General features: G+C 69.2%; 21 protein-coding genes. 10 read left to right on the top strand and 11 right to left on the bottom strand.

What is annotated here, in order from left to right:
* Positions 1–289: hypothetical protein (locus IEY81_RS19460; RefSeq protein WP_229788009.1), on the bottom strand; the 289-nt coding region annotated here is incomplete at its 3' end.
* A gap of 228 nt (positions 290–517) precedes the next feature.
* On the opposite strand from IEY81_RS19460, the gene IEY81_RS19455 reads away from it, so the two are divergent.
* On the top strand, positions 518–2,401 hold the full coding sequence (locus tag IEY81_RS19455; RefSeq protein ID WP_229788008.1) for an ABC transporter ATP-binding protein: 1,884 nt from the start codon (positions 518–520) through the stop codon (positions 2,399–2,401).
* On the opposite strand, the gene IEY81_RS19450 is transcribed toward IEY81_RS19455, so the two are convergent.
* On the bottom strand, positions 2,398–3,282 hold the full coding sequence (locus tag IEY81_RS19450; protein ID WP_189120152.1) for an SURF1 family cytochrome oxidase biogenesis protein: 885 nt from the start codon (positions 3,280–3,282) through the stop codon (positions 2,398–2,400). The genes IEY81_RS19455 and IEY81_RS19450 overlap by 4 nt on opposite strands.
* A gap of 66 nt (positions 3,283–3,348) precedes the next feature.
* On the opposite strand from IEY81_RS19450, the gene moaA reads away from it, so the two are divergent.
* Complete coding sequence (moaA, locus tag IEY81_RS19445) at positions 3,349–4,368, top strand: GTP 3',8-cyclase MoaA (RefSeq protein WP_189120151.1); 1,020 nt, start codon at positions 3,349–3,351, stop codon at positions 4,366–4,368.
* Between the two features lie 97 nt (positions 4,369–4,465).
* Here the strand turns inward: moaA and IEY81_RS19440 are convergent, their stop codons facing one another.
* Genes IEY81_RS19440 through IEY81_RS19430 form a run of 3 tightly spaced genes read right to left on the bottom strand, consistent with a single transcriptional unit; the run spans position 4,466 to position 5,964 of the window.
* Positions 4,466–5,419: a nucleoside hydrolase gene (locus tag IEY81_RS19440; RefSeq protein ID WP_189120150.1), complete on the bottom strand. Its 954-nt coding sequence runs from the start codon at positions 5,417–5,419 to the stop codon at positions 4,466–4,468.
* A gap of 24 nt (positions 5,420–5,443) precedes the next feature.
* Positions 5,444–5,638, bottom strand: coding sequence for an acetone carboxylase (locus IEY81_RS19435; protein ID WP_189120149.1), 195 nt, complete (start codon positions 5,636–5,638; stop codon positions 5,444–5,446).
* A complete protein-coding gene (locus IEY81_RS19430; protein ID WP_189120148.1) occupies positions 5,638–5,964 on the bottom strand; it encodes a DUF3099 domain-containing protein in 327 nt (108 codons plus the stop codon). Before IEY81_RS19430 ends, IEY81_RS19435 begins: the two co-directional genes overlap by 1 nt.
* 140 nt (positions 5,965–6,104) lie before the next feature.
* On the opposite strand from IEY81_RS19430, the gene fabG reads away from it, so the two are divergent.
* From fabG to IEY81_RS19415, 3 genes are read left to right on the top strand one after another with little or no spacing between them, the layout of a single operon-like run.
* Positions 6,105–6,845: a 3-oxoacyl-ACP reductase FabG gene (fabG, locus tag IEY81_RS19425; protein ID WP_189120147.1), complete on the top strand. Its 741-nt coding sequence runs from the start codon at positions 6,105–6,107 to the stop codon at positions 6,843–6,845.
* A gap of 2 nt (positions 6,846–6,847) precedes the next feature.
* Positions 6,848–7,621 carry an enoyl-ACP reductase FabI gene (gene fabI / locus IEY81_RS19420; protein ID WP_045549641.1) on the top strand — a complete coding sequence of 258 codons (774 nt, stop codon included), beginning with the start codon at positions 6,848–6,850 and terminating at the stop codon, positions 7,619–7,621.
* Between the two features lie 17 nt (positions 7,622–7,638).
* Complete coding sequence (locus IEY81_RS19415; protein ID WP_189120146.1) at positions 7,639–8,145, top strand: SixA phosphatase family protein; 507 nt, start codon at positions 7,639–7,641, stop codon at positions 8,143–8,145.
* 198 nt (positions 8,146–8,343) lie between these two features.
* Here the strand turns inward: IEY81_RS19415 and serB are convergent, their stop codons facing one another.
* Both serB and IEY81_RS19405 read right to left on the bottom strand, forming a co-directional pair.
* Entirely contained in the window at positions 8,344–9,588 is a 1,245-nt protein-coding gene (gene serB / locus IEY81_RS19410; RefSeq protein WP_189120145.1) for a phosphoserine phosphatase SerB, read from the bottom strand.
* 34 nt (positions 9,589–9,622) lie between these two features.
* A complete protein-coding gene (locus IEY81_RS19405) occupies positions 9,623–10,405 on the bottom strand; it encodes an Rv1486c family protein (protein ID WP_229788007.1) in 783 nt (260 codons plus the stop codon).
* Between the two features lie 53 nt (positions 10,406–10,458).
* Here IEY81_RS19405 and IEY81_RS19400 point away from each other — a divergent pair, with 53 nt between their 5' ends.
* On the top strand, positions 10,459–11,256 hold the full coding sequence (locus tag IEY81_RS19400) for an ABC transporter ATP-binding protein (RefSeq protein ID WP_189120144.1): 798 nt from the start codon (positions 10,459–10,461) through the stop codon (positions 11,254–11,256).
* 179 nt (positions 11,257–11,435) lie between these two features.
* Here the strand turns inward: IEY81_RS19400 and IEY81_RS19395 are convergent, their stop codons facing one another.
* From IEY81_RS19395 to IEY81_RS19385, 3 genes are read right to left on the bottom strand one after another with little or no spacing between them, the layout of a single operon-like run.
* Complete coding sequence (locus IEY81_RS19395; protein WP_189120143.1) at positions 11,436–11,876, bottom strand: SMI1/KNR4 family protein; 441 nt, start codon at positions 11,874–11,876, stop codon at positions 11,436–11,438.
* Entirely contained in the window at positions 11,876–12,460 is a 585-nt protein-coding gene (locus IEY81_RS19390; RefSeq protein WP_189120142.1) for an HNH endonuclease, read from the bottom strand. The genes IEY81_RS19395 and IEY81_RS19390 overlap by 1 nt, the downstream gene beginning before the upstream one ends.
* Positions 12,461–12,471: 11 nt before the next feature.
* Positions 12,472–13,185: a WXG100-like domain-containing protein gene (locus IEY81_RS19385; RefSeq protein WP_189120141.1), complete on the bottom strand. Its 714-nt coding sequence runs from the start codon at positions 13,183–13,185 to the stop codon at positions 12,472–12,474.
* Between the two features lie 168 nt (positions 13,186–13,353).
* Between IEY81_RS19385 and IEY81_RS19380 the strand changes: the two genes are divergently transcribed.
* Genes IEY81_RS19380 through IEY81_RS19365 form a run of 4 tightly spaced genes read left to right on the top strand, consistent with a single transcriptional unit; the run spans position 13,354 to position 16,458 of the window.
* Complete coding sequence (locus IEY81_RS19380) at positions 13,354–13,815, top strand: NfeD family protein (RefSeq protein ID WP_189120140.1); 462 nt, start codon at positions 13,354–13,356, stop codon at positions 13,813–13,815.
* A 48-nt stretch (positions 13,816–13,863) separates the two neighbouring features.
* Positions 13,864–14,985 carry an SPFH domain-containing protein gene (locus IEY81_RS19375; protein ID WP_229788006.1) on the top strand — a complete coding sequence of 374 codons (1,122 nt, stop codon included), beginning with the start codon at positions 13,864–13,866 and terminating at the stop codon, positions 14,983–14,985.
* A complete protein-coding gene (locus IEY81_RS19370; RefSeq protein WP_189120139.1) occupies positions 14,986–15,747 on the top strand; it encodes a sulfite exporter TauE/SafE family protein in 762 nt (253 codons plus the stop codon).
* Positions 15,748–15,789: 42 nt separating this feature from the next.
* On the top strand, positions 15,790–16,458 hold the full coding sequence (locus IEY81_RS19365) for a nitroreductase family protein (protein ID WP_189120138.1): 669 nt from the start codon (positions 15,790–15,792) through the stop codon (positions 16,456–16,458).
* Between the two features lie 50 nt (positions 16,459–16,508).
* On the opposite strand, the gene IEY81_RS19360 is transcribed toward IEY81_RS19365, so the two are convergent.
* Entirely contained in the window at positions 16,509–18,224 is a 1,716-nt protein-coding gene (locus IEY81_RS19360; RefSeq protein ID WP_229788005.1) for a BCCT family transporter, read from the bottom strand.
* Between the last annotated feature and the right edge of the window lie 346 nt (positions 18,225–18,570).

Below are 18,570 nucleotides of genomic sequence, written 5' to 3'. Positions count from 1 at the left end.
TCGGCGGGGCTGACGTCTCGGCCGACGGGGCTGACGCTTCGGCCGACCGGGCTGACGTTTCGGCCGACGCAGCTGACGTCTCGGCGGGGGCGGAGGCGTCGTAGGCCATGGCGGTGAGCCAGAGGGCGAGCGCGACGACGGGTACGCCGGCGAGGATCCAGCGCCAGAACCACTGGTCACCGGAGGCGGTGACGAAGATGACGGGGGAGAGGGCTACGAAGAGCAGGATCGCGGTACTGCAGAACCATGGTCCGGCTCGATGGAGTCGGGCCAGAAGTGGTCGGGTCATGTCGGCACCTGGTGTGGGGGTGAGCAGTCATGGCATGAACCCGCGGGTTCGGGCGATCTGGACGAAACCTTGATCCAGCCCCCGGAGACCGGCGCACACACGCGGTCCACTTCTTACCACCAACAGAGCGCTTGGTCACCTACCTAAGGTGATTTTGGCCATATTTCGACGAAGTGTCCTCCCCATGATCCATCACGACCGGGAGACTAAAGTGACGGGGTGTCGCAAATGGGTCCAGGGTTCGGTGCGGGTGGCGGGGCGATGGGCGGCGGCGGGATCATGCGCAACCTGCGTGCCGACCGGACGGTACTCCAGCGGGGACTGCCGAAAGGCACCCTGAAGCGGGTCCTCTCCTACGCCGGCCCCCACCGCGCGTTGATCGGCGCCTTCCTGATCTTCACCGTCTTCGACGCCGCGCTCGTGGTGGTCACCCCGCTGCTGACCCAGCGGCTGATCGACGACGGCGTGCTGGCCGAGAACCTCACGCTGGTCGTGTGGCTGGCGGCCGCGATGGCGCTCGTGGCCGTGGTCGACATGGTCTTCGGAGTCGTCTCGGGGTGGCTGTCGACGAGGATCGGCGAGGGGCTCATCTTCGACCTGCGCACCCAGGTCTTCGGCCACGTCCAGCGTCAGTCACTGGCGTTCTTCACCAGGGCGCAGACAGGTGCGCTGGTGAGCCGGCTCAACACCGACGTGCTCGGCGCGCAGCGCGCGTTCACCTCGACCCTGTCCAACAGCGTCTCCAACCTCATCTCGGTCTTCGTCGTCGGTGCGGCGATGCTGGTGCTGTCGTGGCAGGTGACGCTGATGTGCGTCGCGCTCTTCCCGATCCTGTTCCTGACCTCACGCTGGGTCGGGCGCCGCCTGGCCGGGCTGACCCGCGAGCAGATGGACGGCAACGCGGCGCTGGCGACCACGATGACCGAGCGGTTCAACGTCGGCGGAGCGCTGCTGCTGAAGCTCTTCGGCCGCCGCGAGGAGGAGGACGCCGCCTTCGCCCAGCGAGCCGACGTCGTCCGTCGACTCGGCATCCGGATCGCGCTGCTGACCCGCTTCTTCAGTGCGACCATGCAGATGGTGCCCGCGCTGGCGACCGCGCTGGTCTACGGCTTCGGTGGCTGGCTGGTGATCCGCGACGACGTCACGCTCGGCACCCTGACCGCGCTCGGTCTGCTGCTGGTGCGGCTGCTGGGGCCGTTGCAGGCGCTCTCCAACGTACGCATCGACGTGATGACCGCGCTGGTCAGCTTCGACCGCGTCTTCGAGATCCTCGACCTGCCCTCGCTGATCAAGGAGAAGCCCGACGCGGTCGAGGTGCCCGCCGACGCCGCATCGGTCCGGTTCCGCCATGTCGCCTTCACCTACCCGCGCTCCGACGAGGTCTCGCTGGCCTCCCTGGAGTCGATCGCCCGCCCGGAGAGCCGGGAGGTGCGCGAGGTGCTGAGCGACATCGACTTTTGCGCGGAGCCGGGGGAGATGGTCGCCCTGGTCGGCCCCTCGGGCGCCGGCAAGTCGACGATCACCCACCTGATCGCACGGCTCTACGACGTACGCTCCGGGTCGGTCGAGGTCGGTGGCCTCGACGTGCGCGAGGTGACGCTGGAGTCGCTCGAGGCCGCGGTGGGCTACGTGACCCAGGACGCCCACATGTTCCACGACACCGTGCGCGGCAACCTGCTCTACGCCCGCCCCGGTGCGTCCGACGACGAGGTCTGGGCGGCGCTCGAGGCTGCGCAGGTCGCCGATGTGATCAAGGGGCTCCCTGACGGTCTCGACACCGTCGTCGGCGACCGCGGCTACCGCCTCTCCGGAGGCGAGCGCCAACGTCTCGCGATTGCCCGGCTGCTGCTGAAGGCGCCTCACATCGTGGTGCTCGACGAGGCCACCGCCCACCTCGACTCCGAGTCCGAGGCCGCGGTGCAGACCGCCCTGGACGCGGCGCTGGAGGGCCGCACCTCGATCGTGATCGCCCACCGGCTCTCCACCATCCGGGCCGCCGACCGCATCCTCGTCATCGAGGCCGGCCGGGTCGTCGAGTCCGGCACCCACGAGTCGCTGCTCGAGTCCGGCGGTCTCTACGCGGAGCTCTACGAGACCCAGTTCCGGCGCTAACGCTTGCTGCGTTCCTTCTCGTACGCAGCCTGGTAGGCCGCCTTCACGGCCTGCTTCTGGGCGAGCTTGGCGGCCTTCTTGCGGGCGCGCTCGTCCGGCTCCGCGCCGCTGCCGGGCGCATCCTCGGCGTCGGGGGAGACCTCCTGTCGCTGCGTACGCCGCTCGTCGTACATCAGGTAGAAGAACCCGGCGATGGCCAGGACGCCGAAGAACCACCACTGCAGGCCGTAGAAGAAGTGGGGGCCGTTGTCGAGCTCGGGAAGGTCGGCCTTGCGCAGTTGGGTGGCGGGCTCGGGCGACTCGGTGTCGAGGTGGAGCCAGCCGGTCAGCAGCGGCTCGTCGAGCACGTCCGCGACCTTGGCCGAGGAGAGCGCGCGGGTGGCGTGGTAGCCGTCGACTTTCGCCACGTCGGTGGAGCCGCCGGTGCCGTCGGCGCGCACCCAGCCCGTGATGGTGACCTCGCCCGAGGGCGGCGCGGGGAGGTCCTCGAACTGGTCCTGCGAGCTGGTCTGCAGCCAGCCGCGGTCGACCAGCACCGCGGTGCCGTCGGCGAGCACCAGCGGCACGACGATGTCGATGCCCTTGGCGTCGTCGGGGGTGCGGTAGCGCCAGATAATCGTCTCGTCGGTCGCGTACGTCCCGGTCGCGGTCACCCGCCGCCACTCGTCCTTCTCGGCGACCTTCTCGCCGGGGCTGAGCACCTCGGAGACCGGCACGGGAGCGGCGTCCTCGTTGGCGCGGACGATCTGGTTGCTGGTCTTGCGGTCCTCGAGACGGTCGAACTGCCACTGACCGAGCCACCAGGTCCCGTAGGCCAGGATCAGCACGAACACCGTGAACCCGGCCCAGCGGCGGCTGAGCAGGAAACGGAACGAACTCACCGTACGAGACTAACTGGCATGCGGTCCTTGCTCACGATCCGGGTGATGGCTGCCTAGACTGGTGTGATGACGACCTCCCCTACAGATCAGACGCAGCAGACGCTCGTCGACCGGTTCGGCCGGGTGGCGACGGATCTGCGGGTGTCGTTGACCGACCGCTGCAACCTGCGATGCACCTACTGCATGCCGCCCGAGGGGCTCGACTGGATGCCCGGCGACGAGGCGCTCACCGACGACGAGGTGGTGCGGCTGATCGGCGTCGCCACCGGGCGGCTGGGGGTCGACGAGGTGCGCTTCACCGGTGGTGAGCCGCTGGTACGGCGTGGTCTGGTCTCGATCATCGGACGCACCCGGGAGATCGCTCCGCACGCGGAGCTCTCGATCACCACCAACGCGCTCGGGCTGGCCAAGACGGCCGGCGCGCTCGCCGAGGCGGGTCTCGACCGCGTCAACGTCTCGCTCGACTCGATCCGGCCCGACACGTTCGCCCAGATCACCCGCCGCGACCGGCTGCCCGACGTGATCTCAGGGCTCGAGGCCGCGGCCGAGGCCGGGCTGGGGCCGATCAAGATCAACGCCGTGCTGCTCCGCGGCGTCAACGACGACCAGGCCGCCGAGCTGCTGGGCTGGTCGGTCGAGCGCGGCTACGAGCTGCGGTTCATCGAGCAGATGCCGCTCGACGCCCAGCACGGCTGGTCGCGCGAGACGATGGTGACCGCCGACGACACGCTCGCCGCGCTCTCCGCCTCCTTCGACCTGACCCCGGCCGAGGAGCCCCGCGGCAGCGCTCCCGCCGAGCTCTTCCACGTCGACGGCGGCCCCGCCAAGGTCGGCATCATCGCCTCCGTCACCCGACCCTTCTGCGGTGACTGCGATCGCGTACGCCTCACCGCCGACGGGCAGGTGCGCGACTGCCTCTTCGCGCGCTCCGAGTCGGACCTGCGTACGCCGCTGCGTGCCGGTGCCTCCGACGACGACCTCGCCGCCCGCTGGGTCACCGCCATGGCCGGCAAGGCCGCCGGTCACGGCATCGACGACCTCGGCTTCCTCCAGCCCGACCGCCCGATGAGCGCCATCGGCGGCTGACTCTGGCCGAGACTGCAGAAACGGCGGCCGAGTCTGCCCTTGTGGGTGACGAGGGTCGACTTTCGGCGCGCACACGTGAAGATTCGACCCGCCCAGCTCACCTCTCGGCGGGTTGGCTCCCGACACGGTCGAGGGCGGCGAGGACGAGGTCCCAGTAGCCCGGGGCGTCGATGGTGAGGGCGACGTCGGCGTTGGCCGGCTCGTCGAGGCGTCCGTGGAGGTCGACGACGGTGGCCCCGCGGGTCCACCGGCCCTCGGTCTCGACGGCGACGAACGACCTGCGCCACGTGATCAGGCCGGGGTCGATGAGAGCGGCGATGGTGCACGGGTCGTGGACCGGGGGAGCGGCGAAGTCGAAGACCTCGGAGTAGGTGCCCCCGAAGAACCCCATCAGGTCGGCGCAGGCGCGCCCGACCGCGTGGTCCATGGCGCGCATCCGCTCGACGACGTCGGGCGTGGCCAGTGCCTGGTGGGACAGGTTGAGCCCGACCATGCGCACGGGGAGACCGCTGGTGAGCACCAGATCGAGCGCGTCGGGGTCGGCGTAGGCGTTGAACTCGGCCGCCGGAGTGGTGTTGCCGCGCTCGGTCGAGCCGCCCATGAAGACTATCTCGGCGATCTTGGGACCGACGTCGGGGTGGTCGCGCAGCAGCATCCCGACGTTCGTCATCGGACCGGTGGCGACGAGGGTGACGGGGTCGGGAGCGTCCAGCAGCGACGTACGCAGGAACTCGACGGCTCCGAGCCGGACCGGAGGCGCGAGCGGCGCGGGCAGGTCGGGCCCGTCGATGCCGGTGCGGCCGTGGATGAAGTCGCCGATGTGTGCCTCGCCCGCCAGCGGACCGGCGGCGCCGGCGGCGATGGGTACGTCAGGCCGCTGCGCCAGCGCGAGGATCCGCTGGGCGTTGTAGGTCGCCTGGTCGACGGGGCAGTTGCCGAAGGTCGTGGTGATCCCGAGCAGCTCGATCGCCGGGCTGCCCAGAGCGAGCAGGATCGCGATCGCGTCGTCGTGACCAGGGTCGCAGTCGAGGAGCACAGGGACCGGATTCATCGCACGACCTCTCTGGACGGGCCGCTAGTGAGGGACGACGTCCTTGAGGAACCCGCGGGCTCCCAGGAAGTCGCTCAGCGACTGCTTGTGCGTCTCGCACGCGAGCCAGATCTTACGTCGATCCGGGGTGTGGATCTTGGGATTGTTCCACTGCAGCTCCCACGAGCCGGCGTCCTGGCAGCCCTTCGCCGAGCAGAGGTCGGAGTCGAGCGCGCCCATCAGAGCTCGCCCTTCTCGTGGAGCTCGTGCTGCTCGCGACCGCTGGTCAGCTGCGGGCGGCCGTAGGGCGAGTCGATCAGATTCATCTCGTCGCTCTTGGTGTTCGCCGCGTTGGCCATCACGACCGCGAGGTACGGCAGGACCAGCGCGCCCGCGATCAGGATCGGCCAGAGCCAGCCGATGCCGGCGAGGCCGGCGATCACGGCGCCGATGAAGCAGAGCGAGCGGATCGACATCGAGATGGCATAGCGCTTCTGACGGATCGCGATGTCCTCTGCACGGCTGCGGCCGGCTGTGGTGATCCTGATGGGTTGCGCCTTGGCCATACCGCCAGTCTAGGTCGCGACCCATGGCGCCCTCGCGTTGGTGTGGTCCCAACAGGAGCGCTCCGAAGGACTTTGGAGGGTTCTCACAAGCAAATCGAAGGCATTGGTCGTACGCCGAAGTAATCGCTACCGTCGCGCCTGTGACTGACAGTGAAAACCCCACAACGAAGAGTCCATCGCCGACTCCCCGATCGGTGCTCGTCACCGGCGGCAGCCGCGGCATCGGCCGGGCGATCGCGGAGGCCTTCCTCGCCAACGGTGACCGTGTCGCGGTGACCTCCAGGAAGGGCGGGGCTCCGGAGGGGGCTCTGGACCTGATCTGCGACATCACCGACCCGGCCGCGGTCGAGGAGGCGTACGCCGCCGCCGAGGCCGCCCACGGCCCGATCGAGGTCCTCGTCGCCAACGCCGGGATCACGAAGGACACCCTCGTGCTCCGGATGTCGGAGGACGACTTCACCTCGGTGATCGACACCAACCTGACCGCCTCGTTCCGGCTCGCCAAGCGCGCCGCGAAGGGGATGCTGCGGATGCGCCGCGGCCGGATCATCTTCATCTCCTCGGTCATCGGTCTGCTCGGTAACGCGGGCCAGGTCAACTACGCGGCCTCCAAGGCCGGGCTGGTCGGGATGGCGCGCTCGCTCGCCCGCGAGCTCGGCACCCGGGGGATCACCGCCAACGTGGTCGCGCCCGGCTTCGTCGAGACGGAGATGACCGCTGCCCTGAGCGAGGAGCAGCAGAAGTGGATCGCCGACCGGGTGCCGCTGGGTCGCTACGGTTCGACGGACGACGTCGCCGCGGCGGTGACGTGGCTGGCTGATGCGGGTTATGTGACCGGGGCCGTGATCCCGGTCGACGGCGGACTTGGAATGGGGCACTGATCATGGGTTTGTTGGACGGCAAGACTGTTCTCGTCGCCGGGGTCACGATGGACTCCTCGATCGGCTTCGCGGTGGCCAAGGTGGCCCAGGAGCAGGGCGCCCGCGTCCTGATCTCCAACTTCGGTCGCGCGCTCTCGATCACCAAGCGGATAGCGAAGCGGCTCCCCGAGGAGCCGCCGGTGCTCGACCTCGACGTCACCAACCAGGAGCACCTCGACGGCCTGGCCGACGCGCTCAGGGCCGAGGGCGTCGAGCGGCTCGACGGGGTCGTGCACTCGATCGCGTACGGAAACCCGGAGACGCTCCTCGGCGGCAAGTTCCTCGACGGCCCCTGGGACGACGTCTCCCAGGCCGTCCAGGTCAGCGCCTACTCGCTCAAGTCGCTCGCCATGGCGACCCGGCCGTTGCTGGGATCCGGCTCGTCGATCGTGGGGCTGACCTTCGACGCGACGATCGCCTGGCCTGCGTACGACTGGATGGGCGTGGCCAAGGCCGCGCTCGAGTCGACCTCGCGCTACCTCGCGCGCGATCTCGGACCCGACGGGATCCGCTGCAACCTGGTCTCCGCGGGCCCGCTCAAGACGCTCGCCGCCAAGGCGATCCCGGGCTTCGAGGAGCTCGACGAGGGCTGGGGCACGCGCGCTCCGCTGGGCTGGGACAACACCGATCAGGGCCCGACCGCGAAGGCCGTCTGCGCGCTGATCTCGGACTTCTTCCCGGCGACCACCGGCGAGATCATCCACGTCGACGGGGGGTATCACTCGCTGGGTGCGTGAGGCCATAGGGTTGCCGCATGCGGACCCTTGTCATCATGCGGCACGCCAAGGCGGAGTCGTCGGCACCCACCGACTACGAGCGCCAGCTGACCGAGCGCGGCCATGCCGACGCGACGGCCGCGGGTGAGTGGCTGGCCGAGCAGGGCGTGGTCCCCGACTACGTCCTCGTCTCGGCCGCCGACCGCACCACCCAGACCTGGGAGGACGTCGCGCTCGGCGCGTCCTGGGACCTGACGCTGGCGGAGTACGACCGAGGTCTGTACGCCGCCAGCGCCTCCACCGCCCTCGACATCCTCCGCGGTGTCGACGACGGTCTCTCGACCGTCCTGGTGATCGGCCACAACCCCACGATGTCCTCGCTGGTCCAGCTGCTCGACGACGGTGAGGGCGACGACGAGGCCAGCAACGAGCTCGCCCTCGGCTACCCACCCGCCGCCGTCGCCGTACTCTCCTACGACGGCGACTGGTCCGAGCTCGACGAGGCCGAAGCCTCCGTCACCGCCTTCCACATCCCCCGCCCCTGACCCCGAGTCGGCACTTCTGTCGGTCGAGGCGTCACGTACGCCGACCGACACGTCAGATGCCCACTCGGACGACAGAAGTGACGTTTCGACCGTCGTAACTGACTTCTCGACCGACACAACTGACGTTTCGACCGTCCTAACTGCCGTCTCGACCGACAGAAGTGCCGCTTCGGCCGGCAGAACTGACGTCTCGGCAGGTCAGATGAGGGGCGGGGCGGGGGTGACGATGCCGGCTTCGGCGTCGGCGGCCTCGATCTCCTCGCGGGAGATGCCGAGGAGGTACATGATCGTGTCCAGGTAAGGGACGTTGATGGCGGTGCCGGCGGCGGAGCGTACGGCCGGCTTGGCGTTGTAGGCGATGCCGAGCCCGGCGGCGGCGAGCATGTCGAGGTCGTTGGCGCCGTCGCCGATGGCGACGGTGGCGGCCTCGGGGATGCCGATCTCGGCGGCGAACTCGCGCAGCGCGCGGGCCTTGCCGGCCCGGTCGACGACCTCGCCGACGACCTCACCGGTGAGTACGCCGTCGACGATCTCGAGCTCGTTGGCGCGGGCGTAGTGGATGCCGAGGTCGGCGGCGAGACGGTCGGTGATCTGGGAGAACCCGCCGGAGACGATCGCGAAGCGGTAGCCGAGCCGGCGCAGGGTGCGGACCATCGTGCGGGCCCCCGGGTTGAGCTGCAGCCCGGCGTAGACCTCGTCGAGGGCGGTGGCGGGGACACCCTTGAGGTACTTCACCCGCGCGCGCAGCGACTCCTCGAAGTCGAGCTCGCCGCGCATCGCCGCCTCGGTGACCGAGGCGACCTCCTTCTCGTAGCCCGCGTGGGCGGCGATCATCTCGATCACCTCGCCGTCGATCAGCGTCGAGTCGACGTCCATCACGATCAGGCGCATGCCTCGGCGGGCCAGGTTGGCAGGCTGTACGGCGATGTCGACGCCCTGGGCGGCGGCCTCGGCCGACAGCGTCACCCGAAGCTCCTCAGGGGAGGCGCCGGAGACGTGCAGGTCGAAGGCGGTGACCGGGTAGCGCGCGAGCCGGATGATCCGGTCGATGTTGCCGCCGGCGGCGGCGATCGTGCGGGTCACCGACGCCAGCGCGGCCGCCTTGAGCGGCAGGCCGAGCACCGTCACCCGCGCTCGGTCGGAGTGCTCGCGCGGGGTGTCACCGACGCCGTCCTCGATCTCGACGGTCATGTCGAGGGCGTGCGCGGTCTCCTCGATCGCGTGCTTGAGCGCGTCGGTGCTCGCCGGGTCGGCCGGCGCGGTCACCAGCAGCCCGAGCACGAGCCGGGCCCGCAGCACGATCTGCTCGAGGTCGACCACGTCGACGCCGGCCAGCGCGAGCGTCGCCAAGGTGGCCGAGGTCAGCCCGGGACGGTCGTTTCCGGCGAGGGTGATCAGCAGGGTGTCGGGACGTCGCTCGAGCGCGTCGAATTCCTCGGTCATCGCTGCACAGGATAGTGGAGCGGGCGCCGGCGTCTCAGTCCGGCGGCCACACCTCGGGCGATCCCGCCGCGGTGAGCGCCCGGCGCGCGGCCCGGTCGAGGCCGACCAACGCCTCGCGCCGCTGCGACATCTCTGCTGCGGAGGCCGAGCCGCCCTCGTCCTCGAGCGCGACCGCGACGATGTCTCGAGCCTGTACGCCACGGGCTGCCAGCGTCACGCACCGCGCCGGCACCCCGGGGGCCCCGGCCAGCGAGGGCCGGTGGCGCAGGTTCATCAGCCGGTCGGCGACCTCGGGCCGCCACCGGGCGACGTCGAGCTCGGCGAGAGCGGTCGCCGACTCGGTCAGCGCCAGCCGCAGAGCCCGGTCGGCCTCGCCGACGTCGGGGAGCTGTCGGCGCTGCGCCGCATACGCCTGCCACTCGACGACCGCCCCGACACGGAACGGTACGAGCCCGATCCCGGCATCGCACACCACCGCCTCGCCAGCCTCGAGCGCGGCGTCGTTGAGGTCCTTCGGCCCGCCCAGCCCGACCGGGTCGCCCTCGGCCGGGAACGCCACGCCGACAGCCGTCGCCCCCTCCGTACGCAGCCTGGCCAACCCGCTCACCAGCGTGTCCGCGACACCCTCGGTGCCACCGAGCCCGAGCGCGGCCAGGCCGCTGACCGTGTGCGTCGCATCAGGCCCGATCACCGCGTCGAGCACATGGTCGGTGACCGCCTCGCCGCGCAGCCACGCCGTCACCCACCACGCCAGGCGCAGCGCCTCGGGGGTGGTCTCCACGGACCCGGCATCCGGCTGAGATTCCTCGACACTCACAGCGGCCCACCCTATCCCCGGGTCCGAGCACCCGTGCCGATAGATTTGCGGCCATGGCAGCCGTGCTGGAGTTCACCGACGTCACCGTACGCCGTGGGGGCAACGCCCTTCTCGACTCTGTGAGCTGGGTGGTCGAAGAGGATGAACGCTGGGTCATCCTGGGCCACAACGGCGCCGGCAAGACCACACTGCTGCAAACGGCCGCAGCCCAGCTCCACCCGACCTCCGGCACCGTGAAGGTGCTCGGTGAGCAGATCGGCCGCGTCGACGTCTTCGAGCTGCGCCCGCGCATCGGCCTCACCTCCGCGGCTCTCGCCGATCGCATCCCGCGCCACGAGCTCGTCCGCGACGTGGTGGTGAGCGCCTCGTACGGCGTCGTCGGCCGCTGGCGCGAGCACTACGACGACCTCGACCACGACCGCGCCCAGGAGCTGCTCATCGAGGTCGGCATCAAGCACCTCGGCGACCGGAAGTTCGGCACGCTGTCCGAGGGCGAGCGCAAGCGCGTCCAGCTCGCCCGGGCGCTGATGGTCGACCCCGAGATGCTGCTCCTCGACGAGCCGGCGGCCGGCCTCGACCTCGGTGGCCGCGAGGACCTCGTCTCCACTCTCTCGACGCTCGCCTACGACCCGGACAGCCCGGCCACGGTCCTCGTCTCCCACCACGTGGAGGAGATCCCGCCCGGCTTCAGCCACGTACTCATGATGCGGTCCGGGCGCATCACCGCCCAGGGCCTCATCCAGGACACCTTGACCTCGGCCAACCTCTCCAAGACCTTCGGCATGCCGCTCGAGCTCGAGGAGTCCGACGGGCGCTACTGGGCCAAGCGCCGCGCCCGCCACACCCGCTGACCGCCGACTCGGCGCATCTGCCTCAAGAAATATCGCCGAGTCGGCGCATCTGCCCCAGACCATGGGGCAGATGCGCCGACTCGGCGTCTGTGGGTGGGGCAGTTGCGCCGACTCGGCGTCCTGGGGTGGGGCAGTTGCGCCGACTCGGCGTCGTCCGAGGTGCTGTGGACGACCTGGAGCTACTCCTCCAGCGGCTCGATCGATGACAGGAAGCCGTCCCAGGAGTCGGCGAGCCGCTCGCGCGAGACCGGCGTGACCGTACCGCTGTCGTCCTCTTCCGTCTCGCTGCTCTGGTGCCAGACCGAACCGCGGTCCGAGCCGGCCACGGCCAGCAGGAACAGCCCACCGCCGGCGTCGCTGCCCACCGGGATGAAGCCGGCGGGGATGACGTCGCTCTCCTGGCTGAGGAGATACCACAGGCTCGACCACTGGGGGACCTCTCCGATCCCCAGGATGATCTCGATGCCGTGGTTGTTGTAGCCCTCCAGCGCGCCACCGTCCTGGGCGGCCAGGTAGGCGCGGTAGGGCTCGGGCAGCCTGGCTCCCAGCCGCTCTTCCAGCTCCGCCAGCTTGCTCGCCGGAGCAGCGGGGAAGGTTTCCTCGTAGGTCAGGGAGGTCACTAGGAGAGGCCTTTCACGATCGCGACGCCGCCGGCATGTCGTACGGCATCATGAATTTCTCTGGGAACGAGCAGCAACGTAGTGCCGTCCTGATGATGGTGCCAGGTCAGCCCGTTCTCGCGCCGGTAGCGCGCGGTGACCCCAGCAGCCCGGTCGGCGGTGGAGAAGTCGGTCGTGTGGTTTCCCTTGAAACGCGGGGTGATCGTCGTGGTCTTCTCCGCGTAGGGGGAGAAGTCGGGATAGCCCTTGTCGTCGAACTTGACTCCGTTGGGGTACTTCTTCTGCAGCTCCGGGGTCCAACGGTCACCGTCATAGGTCCTTCCGGCGTACTGCCAGTTCGACGGCAGCTTCCCGCTGGGCAGGCGCTGGACGCCTTCGGGAATCACCCGACCGCGCGAGTCCACCTTGCGTTGAGGGACCGTGTTGGCCAGGTCGGTGTCCTGGTCACGGCGCTGGTTAGCGTTCTGGCGGAGGTTGTCGGCCTCCTTGCGCTTGCGCTCGGCCAGCCGCACCAACGCGTCGCGCAGCCGCTCGACCGCTGTCTCACGGACATCCTCGACGGCATCGTTCAGTCTGTTGGGCATGTCTGAGCTCCTCAGGATGAGAACAGCGGAAGCGCTGACAGCCGGGCGGCGAAGCTGTGGCCGATCGCGAGCTGGTCCAGGCCGCAGTCGTCGATGGCTTCGGCGATCTGGTCCATCAGGTCGAAGCTGAGATCGATGCCGGCGACCTGCTCACCGCTGGTGACCAGCGGCGCCTCCATCGCCTTGATCGCCAGGTCGGTGATCGTGCCGGTGAGGGGTTCGATCACCACCGAGGCGACCTGGCCGATCAGCTCGTCCATCGCGATGTCGGTGGCGATGTCGAGCGCCTTCTTCCGAGCGGCGATGATCGCCGCGTTGGCGGCGAGGCTGGCCCCGGCGGTGACGACCGCGGTAGCGGCGGCAGCGGCGATCTGTGCGGCGGTGATGGTCAGCTCGGCGACGACCTTGACCTTCAGTGCGACCACGGCATCGGCGAGGATGTCGATGCCGGTGGCGATCCCGGGCAGCGCGTCCAGGAACTGATCCAGGTTGGAGGTGCGGTTGTCCGCGTACGCCTGGATCAACGCGCTGACGGACTGCGACTTGGTGCCCTCCTGGAGCTCGACCATCCGGCTCTCCAGCCGGTCGAGCGTGTCCCGGACATCTGATTCGAGCTCCCGGACGAGCTGTGCGGCGTCGCGGACCGCATCCTCGTCGACGTTCGGCCACTCGTAGCCGAGCAGATCCAGGACATGGTCCAGCTCGGCCGGGATCGTCATCCCCATGTGCGTCAAACCTCCCGAAGATTCGCCGGTGGCGAGGACCGATGCGGTGCCTCCGGCGGGCACCGGAGGCTAGCGAAAGTCGCTCGTACCACGCGACTTCATTTCCGGTGCGCACGCGGGTGCGAAAACATCCCCGCGGGATAGACGGCGTACCGCTAGGGTTGCGCCATGGACTGGCAGGACTGGGACTGGGCGATCTGGACGGCCCTCGGAGCGCTGCTCGTCGTGGGGGAGCTCTTCAGCCTCGACCTGATCCTGCTGATGCTCGCCGCCGGCGCCTTCGCAGGCGCGCTGACCGGCGCCTTCACCGACAGCTTCGTGCTGCAGGCGATCGTCGCGATGGTGGTCTCGGTCTCCATGCTCGCGGTCGTACGTCCCGGGCTCGCCAAGCGGCTCCACAACGGCCCCGAGATCCAGATCGGCGCGGAGAAGCTGATCGGTGTCCAGGCCGTCTCGACCGTGGAGATCAGCGCTCGCAAGCCCGGCCAGCTCAAGCTCGACGGCGAGCTGTGGACGGCTCAGCCCTACGACGAGACGCTCGTGATCGAGGCCGGCACGCCGGTCGAGGTGCTCGAGATCAGGGGTGCGACGGCGTACGTCCATCCTCTTCCGGAGCTCGGGAATCCGTAGTCTCCGAGCAACCTGACGCAAACCGAAATAGACAAGGACTGATTGGCAATGGGTGGCATCATCCTGGCCCTCCTGGTCATCTTGGCGGTGCTGGTGATCACCACGCTGGCCAAGACGATCAAGATCATCCCGCAGGCGCGGGTCGGCATCGTGGAACGCTTCGGCAAGTTCCAGTCGAAGCGGGACCCCGGCCTCAACGCCGTGATCCCGTTCGTCGACAAGGTGCGCTACATGATCGACATGCGTGAGCAGGTCGTCGCGTTCGCTCCGCAGCCGGTGATCACCGAGGACAACCTCACCGTCTCGATCGACACCGTCATCTACTTCCAGGTCAACGACCCGGTGGCGGCGACCTACGAGATCGCCAACTACATCCAGGCGGTCGAGCAGCTGACGATGACGACGCTGCGAAACATCGTCGGTGGCATGACCCTCGAGGAGACGCTGACCAGCCGCGAGCAGATCAACTCCGGCCTCTCGATCGTCCTCGACGAGGCGACCGGCCGCTGGGGCATCAAGGTCAAGCGCGTCGAGATCAAGTCGATCGACCCGCCCATGTCCATCAAGGACGCGATGGAGAAGCAGATGCGCGCCGACCGCGACAAGCGTGCGGCCATCCTCACCGCCGAGGGTCAGCGCCAGTCCGCGATCCTCTCGGCGGAGGGCAACAAGCAGTCCGCCATCCTCAACGCCGAGGGTCAGCGCGAGTCGCAGATCCTCGCCGCGCAGGCCGACCGCGAGGCCGCGATCCTGCGTGCCCAGGGTGAGGGTCAGGCCATCCAGACCGTCTTCCAGGCGATCCACGACGGCCGTCCCGACCAGTCGCTGCTGGCCTACCAGTACCTGCAGATGATGCCGGAGATCGCGAAGGGCGACGCCAACAAGGTGTGGATCGTCCCGAGCGAGATCGGCAAGGCTCTCGAGGGTCTCGGCTCGACGATGAACAGCCTCCAGGGCATCCCCGACGACGTCGAGGGCCCGGCCAAGCGGGTCGACATGGGCTCGACCCAGCCGCTCGACCTGGAGCGCTCCTCCTCGGCCGCGGAGGCCGTCAAGGAGGCGCTCGCCGAGGCGAAGGAGGCGGAGGCCCCCAACCGGCCGAAGCCGACCGGCCCGGTGGTCCCGGGCCAGCCGGCCGCCCCGACCGAGCCGACCCCGCCCACCGAGTAGTTGGATCTTCTCCAGTCCGCCCTCATCCTGCTTGCCGGGGTGGGGGCGGGCACCATCAATGCGGCCGTCGGCTCCGGGACGCTGATCACCTTCCCCACGCTGCTGGCCTTCGGCGTACCTCCCGTGGTCGCCAACGTGTCGAACACGATCGGCCTCGTTCCCGGCTCGCTGGCCGGGGCCTGGGGATACCGTCGTGAGCTGGCCGGCCAGCGCGGCCGGATCGTGAGGCTCGGCGTCGCCGCTCTCATCGGCGGCGCCGTCGGCGGCATCCTGCTGCTGGTGCTGCCCGCCGGCGCGTTCGAGGCGATCGTGCCGGTGCTGATCGGTCTCGGTGTGCTCCTGGTCGTCACCGGCCCGCGCATCTCCCGCTGGGTCGCCGCCCGCCACGGTGAGGCGCCCGACGACGGCAGCGAGCGCTGGTGGGTCTGGCCGGCGATCGCGCTGCTCGGCGTCTACGGCGGCTACTTCGGCGCCGCCCAGGGTGTGCTGATGATCGCGATCATCGGCATCGGGGTCGCCGAGTCGCTCCAGCGCCTCAACGCGCTCAAGAACGTCCTGGTCGCCATCGCCAACGGCATCTCCGGGCTGCTGTTCGCCCTCGTCGCCGACGTCGACTGGAAGATCGCCGCGCTGATCGCCGTCGGCGCGACCATCGGCGGGCTGCTGGGTGCGCGGATCGGCCGCCGGCTTCCGCCGACAGTGCTCCGCGGTGTGATCGTCGTGGTCGGCATCACCGCTCTGGTCGCCTTCCTCCTGGGCTGAGACGGGCGGAGCCCACGGGGCCGGGTCTGATGGGATGGACCCATGGAGCTCTACGACGTGATGCGCACGACCCATGCCGTACGCGACTTCACCGACGACCCGCTGCCGGACGACGTTCTCGCCCGGATCCTCGACAACGCCCGGTTCGCGCCGTCCGGCGGCAACCGGCAGGGTGCCCACGTCGTGGTCGTACGCAGCGAGGAGACCCGCGAGCGCCTGGTCGAGCTCACCGCGACGGGCGCGCGCAGATACCTCGCCCAGCAGCGGGCGGGGGAGAGCCCGTGGAACACGGTGCACCCGACGGCGCTCACCGCGGAGCAGATCGCCGAGACCCGGGTGCCGCGTGGGATGACCGAGCCGCTGCGTACCGCTCCGGTGGTGCTCGTGTTCCTGGTCGACCTGGCCGTGGTCGCCTCGCTCGACTCCGAGCTCGACAGGGTCGGGGTCGTCTCCGGCGGCTCGATCTACCCGCTGGTGTGGAACACGCTGCTCGCCGCTCGCAACGAGGGCTTCGGCGGCGTGATCACCACGATGGCCGTCGCCGAGGAGCCGGCGTTGCTCGATCTGCTCGGCGCGCCCGAGGGCTATGCCGTCGCGGCGGTCGTGCCGATGGGGCGGCCGGTCAAGCAGCTGACCAGGCTACGGCGCCAGGCGGTCGAGGAGTTCGTCACCTTGGAGTCCTTCGACGGCACCCCGCTCGGAGACGACTGATGGCGGGGTCCCGGAGGACCCCGCCATCAGATCTACGCTCAGACCTGTGATCAGGCCTTGTCGGTCGTGACCGCGTCGGTCGACTCGGCCTTGGGGCCGGTGCCGTTCCCGTTGCTGCTGTCGTCCTCGACGACCGCGAGCGCGAAGTCGTCACCGTGCTCGGTGACACCGGTGATGACGGCCTGCTCGACCGCCTCGGCGGCGTACTGACCGCGCACGATCAGCGGGTCGCTGGCCAGGTCGCGCTGAAGCGAGACCGCCAGCCCGACCATGATCACCGTGAACGGCAGGGCCGCCACGATGGTGATGTTCTGCAGGCCGGAGAGCGCGTCCTCGCCACCGGCGATCAGGCCGAGGATGGCCACGACACCGGTCGCGACACCCCAGAAGATCACCGTCGGCCGAGTCGGCTCCTCGGTGCCACGCTCGGAGAGCGTGCCCATCACGATCGATGCCGCGTCGGCACCCGAGACGAAGAAGATCGCCACCAGGATCATGACCAGGACGCTCATCACCGTCGCCAGCGGGAACTGGTCGAGGGTCGTGAACAGCTGCGACTCGACGCCGCCCAGACCGGCGATGTCGACGATGTCCTTGCGCTGCAGGTCGATGGCGGTGCCACCCAGGATGCAGAACCAGATCACGCTGACGACGCTCGGGACGAGCAGCACACCGGCGACGAACTGCCGGATGGTGCGCCCGCGCGAGATCCGCGCGATGAACATGCCGACGAACGGCGTCCAGGAGATCCACCAGGCCCAGTAGAAGATGGTCCAGCCGCCGAGCCAGTCGGAGGTCTCCGAGCCGCTGACACCGGTGCGGGCCGACATCTGGGCGAGGTCACCGAGGTAGGTGCCGAGCGAGGTCGGGATCAGGTCGAGGATGAAGACCGTCGGGCCGACCACGAAGAGGAACACGGCCAGGAAGAGCGCCAGCACCATGTTGATGTTGGAGAGCCACTGGATGCCCTTGGCCACACCCGAGACGGCCGAGATCACGAAGCAGATCGTCAGCAGCGAGATGATCCCGATGAGCACGTTGTTGCCGACCTCGCCGATCCCGGCGACGATCTGCAGACCGCTCTCGATCTGGATGGCGCCGGTGCCGAGGGAGGTGGCCGAGCCGAACAGAGTCGCGAAGATCGCGAAGATGTCGATCGCCTTGCCCGCGGGCCCCTCGACGGTCTTCTTGCCGAGCAGCGGCGTGAAGGCCGAGGAGATCAGGCTGACCCGACCCTTGCGGTAGGCGCCGTAGCCGATCGCCAGACCGACGACGGCGTAGATCGCCCAGGGGTGCAGCGTCCAGTGGAACATGGTGGTCGCCATCGCGTGCTGGATGGCTTCCGGGTTGCCCGCCTCGCCCGTGCCGGGGGGAGGAGTGACGAAGTGGGAGATCGGCTCGCTGACGCCGTAGAACATCAGGCCGATGCCCATCCCGGCGCTGAACATCATCGCGATCCACGAGGCCGTCTTGAACTCCGGCTTCTCGTCGTCGCGGCCCAGCGGGATGTTGCCGTACTTGCTGACCGCGAGCCAGATGATGTAGATGACGAATCCGCTGGCGGTCAGGACGAAGAACCAGCCGGCCTTGCCCAGGACCCAGGCGAGCGCGTCGCCCGCGACCGCACTCAGACCGGCGGTGTTGATGAACCCCCAGGCCATGAATGCGATCGCGATAGCCGCCGCGACACCGAAGACCACCCAGTCGATCCCTCTGCGCCGGTTCTGTTCGGCCGAGACCGGCAGGTCCAGCGCGGGGTGGGGCACAACATCTCCCGTAGGAGACTTGATGACGCCAGATGGATTGTGATGATCAGAGCTCGTTGGACTGTCTGTCTTCTTATCAGAAGTCACACTGTTGTCCTTCCGGTTGGATTCGGGACCCCAGCACCCTAACCCCCACCGGCGTCGCCACCCGCGCACCGGGGGGCGACGCCCCGACGATTGACAACAACTTCTGGCCCGACTGTGTCGGGTCGTTTCATGTCCTGTTCTGGACCGGGGTGGCGCAGATACCCCTACCGGTTCAGCCGTCGTTCGGCCACGGTCCGGCCATGGTCTAGATGTACTCGGCCATCAGGTTGGTGACAGTCGGCTGATCGGTGGGAGTCCT

The sequence above is a fragment of the Nocardioides luteus genome (genome assembly GCF_014648595.1).
Lineage (GTDB): Bacteria > Actinomycetota > Actinomycetes > Propionibacteriales > Nocardioidaceae > Nocardioides > Nocardioides luteus.
Note: the sequence above shows the minus strand (reverse complement) of the source record. Positions and strands in the feature narration are given on the sequence as shown.

Excerpts from the sequence above, each read along its gene's own strand:
- fabI (WP_045549641.1), top strand. The coding sequence starts at position 6,848 with ATGGGTTTGTTGGACGGCAAGACTGTTCTCGTCGCCGGGGTCACGATG.
- IEY81_RS19415 (WP_189120146.1), top strand. The coding sequence starts at position 7,639 with ATGCGGACCCTTGTCATCATGCGGCACGCCAAGGCGGAGTCGTCGGCA.
- IEY81_RS19380 (WP_189120140.1), top strand. The coding sequence starts at position 13,354 with ATGGACTGGCAGGACTGGGACTGGGCGATCTGGACGGCCCTCGGAGCG.
- IEY81_RS19455 (WP_229788008.1), top strand. The coding sequence starts at position 518 with ATGGGTCCAGGGTTCGGTGCGGGTGGCGGGGCGATGGGCGGCGGCGGG.
- IEY81_RS19375 (WP_229788006.1), top strand. The coding sequence starts at position 13,864 with ATGGGTGGCATCATCCTGGCCCTCCTGGTCATCTTGGCGGTGCTGGTG.
- moaA (WP_189120151.1), top strand. The coding sequence starts at position 3,349 with ATGACGACCTCCCCTACAGATCAGACGCAGCAGACGCTCGTCGACCGG.
- IEY81_RS19440 (WP_189120150.1), bottom strand. The coding sequence starts at position 5,419 with ATGAATCCGGTCCCTGTGCTCCTCGACTGCGACCCTGGTCACGACGAC.
- IEY81_RS19385 (WP_189120141.1), bottom strand. The coding sequence starts at position 13,185 with ATGGGGATGACGATCCCGGCCGAGCTGGACCATGTCCTGGATCTGCTC.
- serB (WP_189120145.1), bottom strand. The coding sequence starts at position 9,588 with ATGACCGAGGAATTCGACGCGCTCGAGCGACGTCCCGACACCCTGCTG.
- IEY81_RS19400 (WP_189120144.1), top strand. The coding sequence starts at position 10,459 with ATGGCAGCCGTGCTGGAGTTCACCGACGTCACCGTACGCCGTGGGGGC.
- IEY81_RS19435 (WP_189120149.1), bottom strand. The coding sequence starts at position 5,638 with ATGGGCGCGCTCGACTCCGACCTCTGCTCGGCGAAGGGCTGCCAGGAC.
- IEY81_RS19365 (WP_189120138.1), top strand. The coding sequence starts at position 15,790 with ATGGAGCTCTACGACGTGATGCGCACGACCCATGCCGTACGCGACTTC.
- IEY81_RS19390 (WP_189120142.1), bottom strand. The coding sequence starts at position 12,460 with ATGCCCAACAGACTGAACGATGCCGTCGAGGATGTCCGTGAGACAGCG.
- IEY81_RS19430 (WP_189120148.1), bottom strand. The coding sequence starts at position 5,964 with ATGGCCAAGGCGCAACCCATCAGGATCACCACAGCCGGCCGCAGCCGT.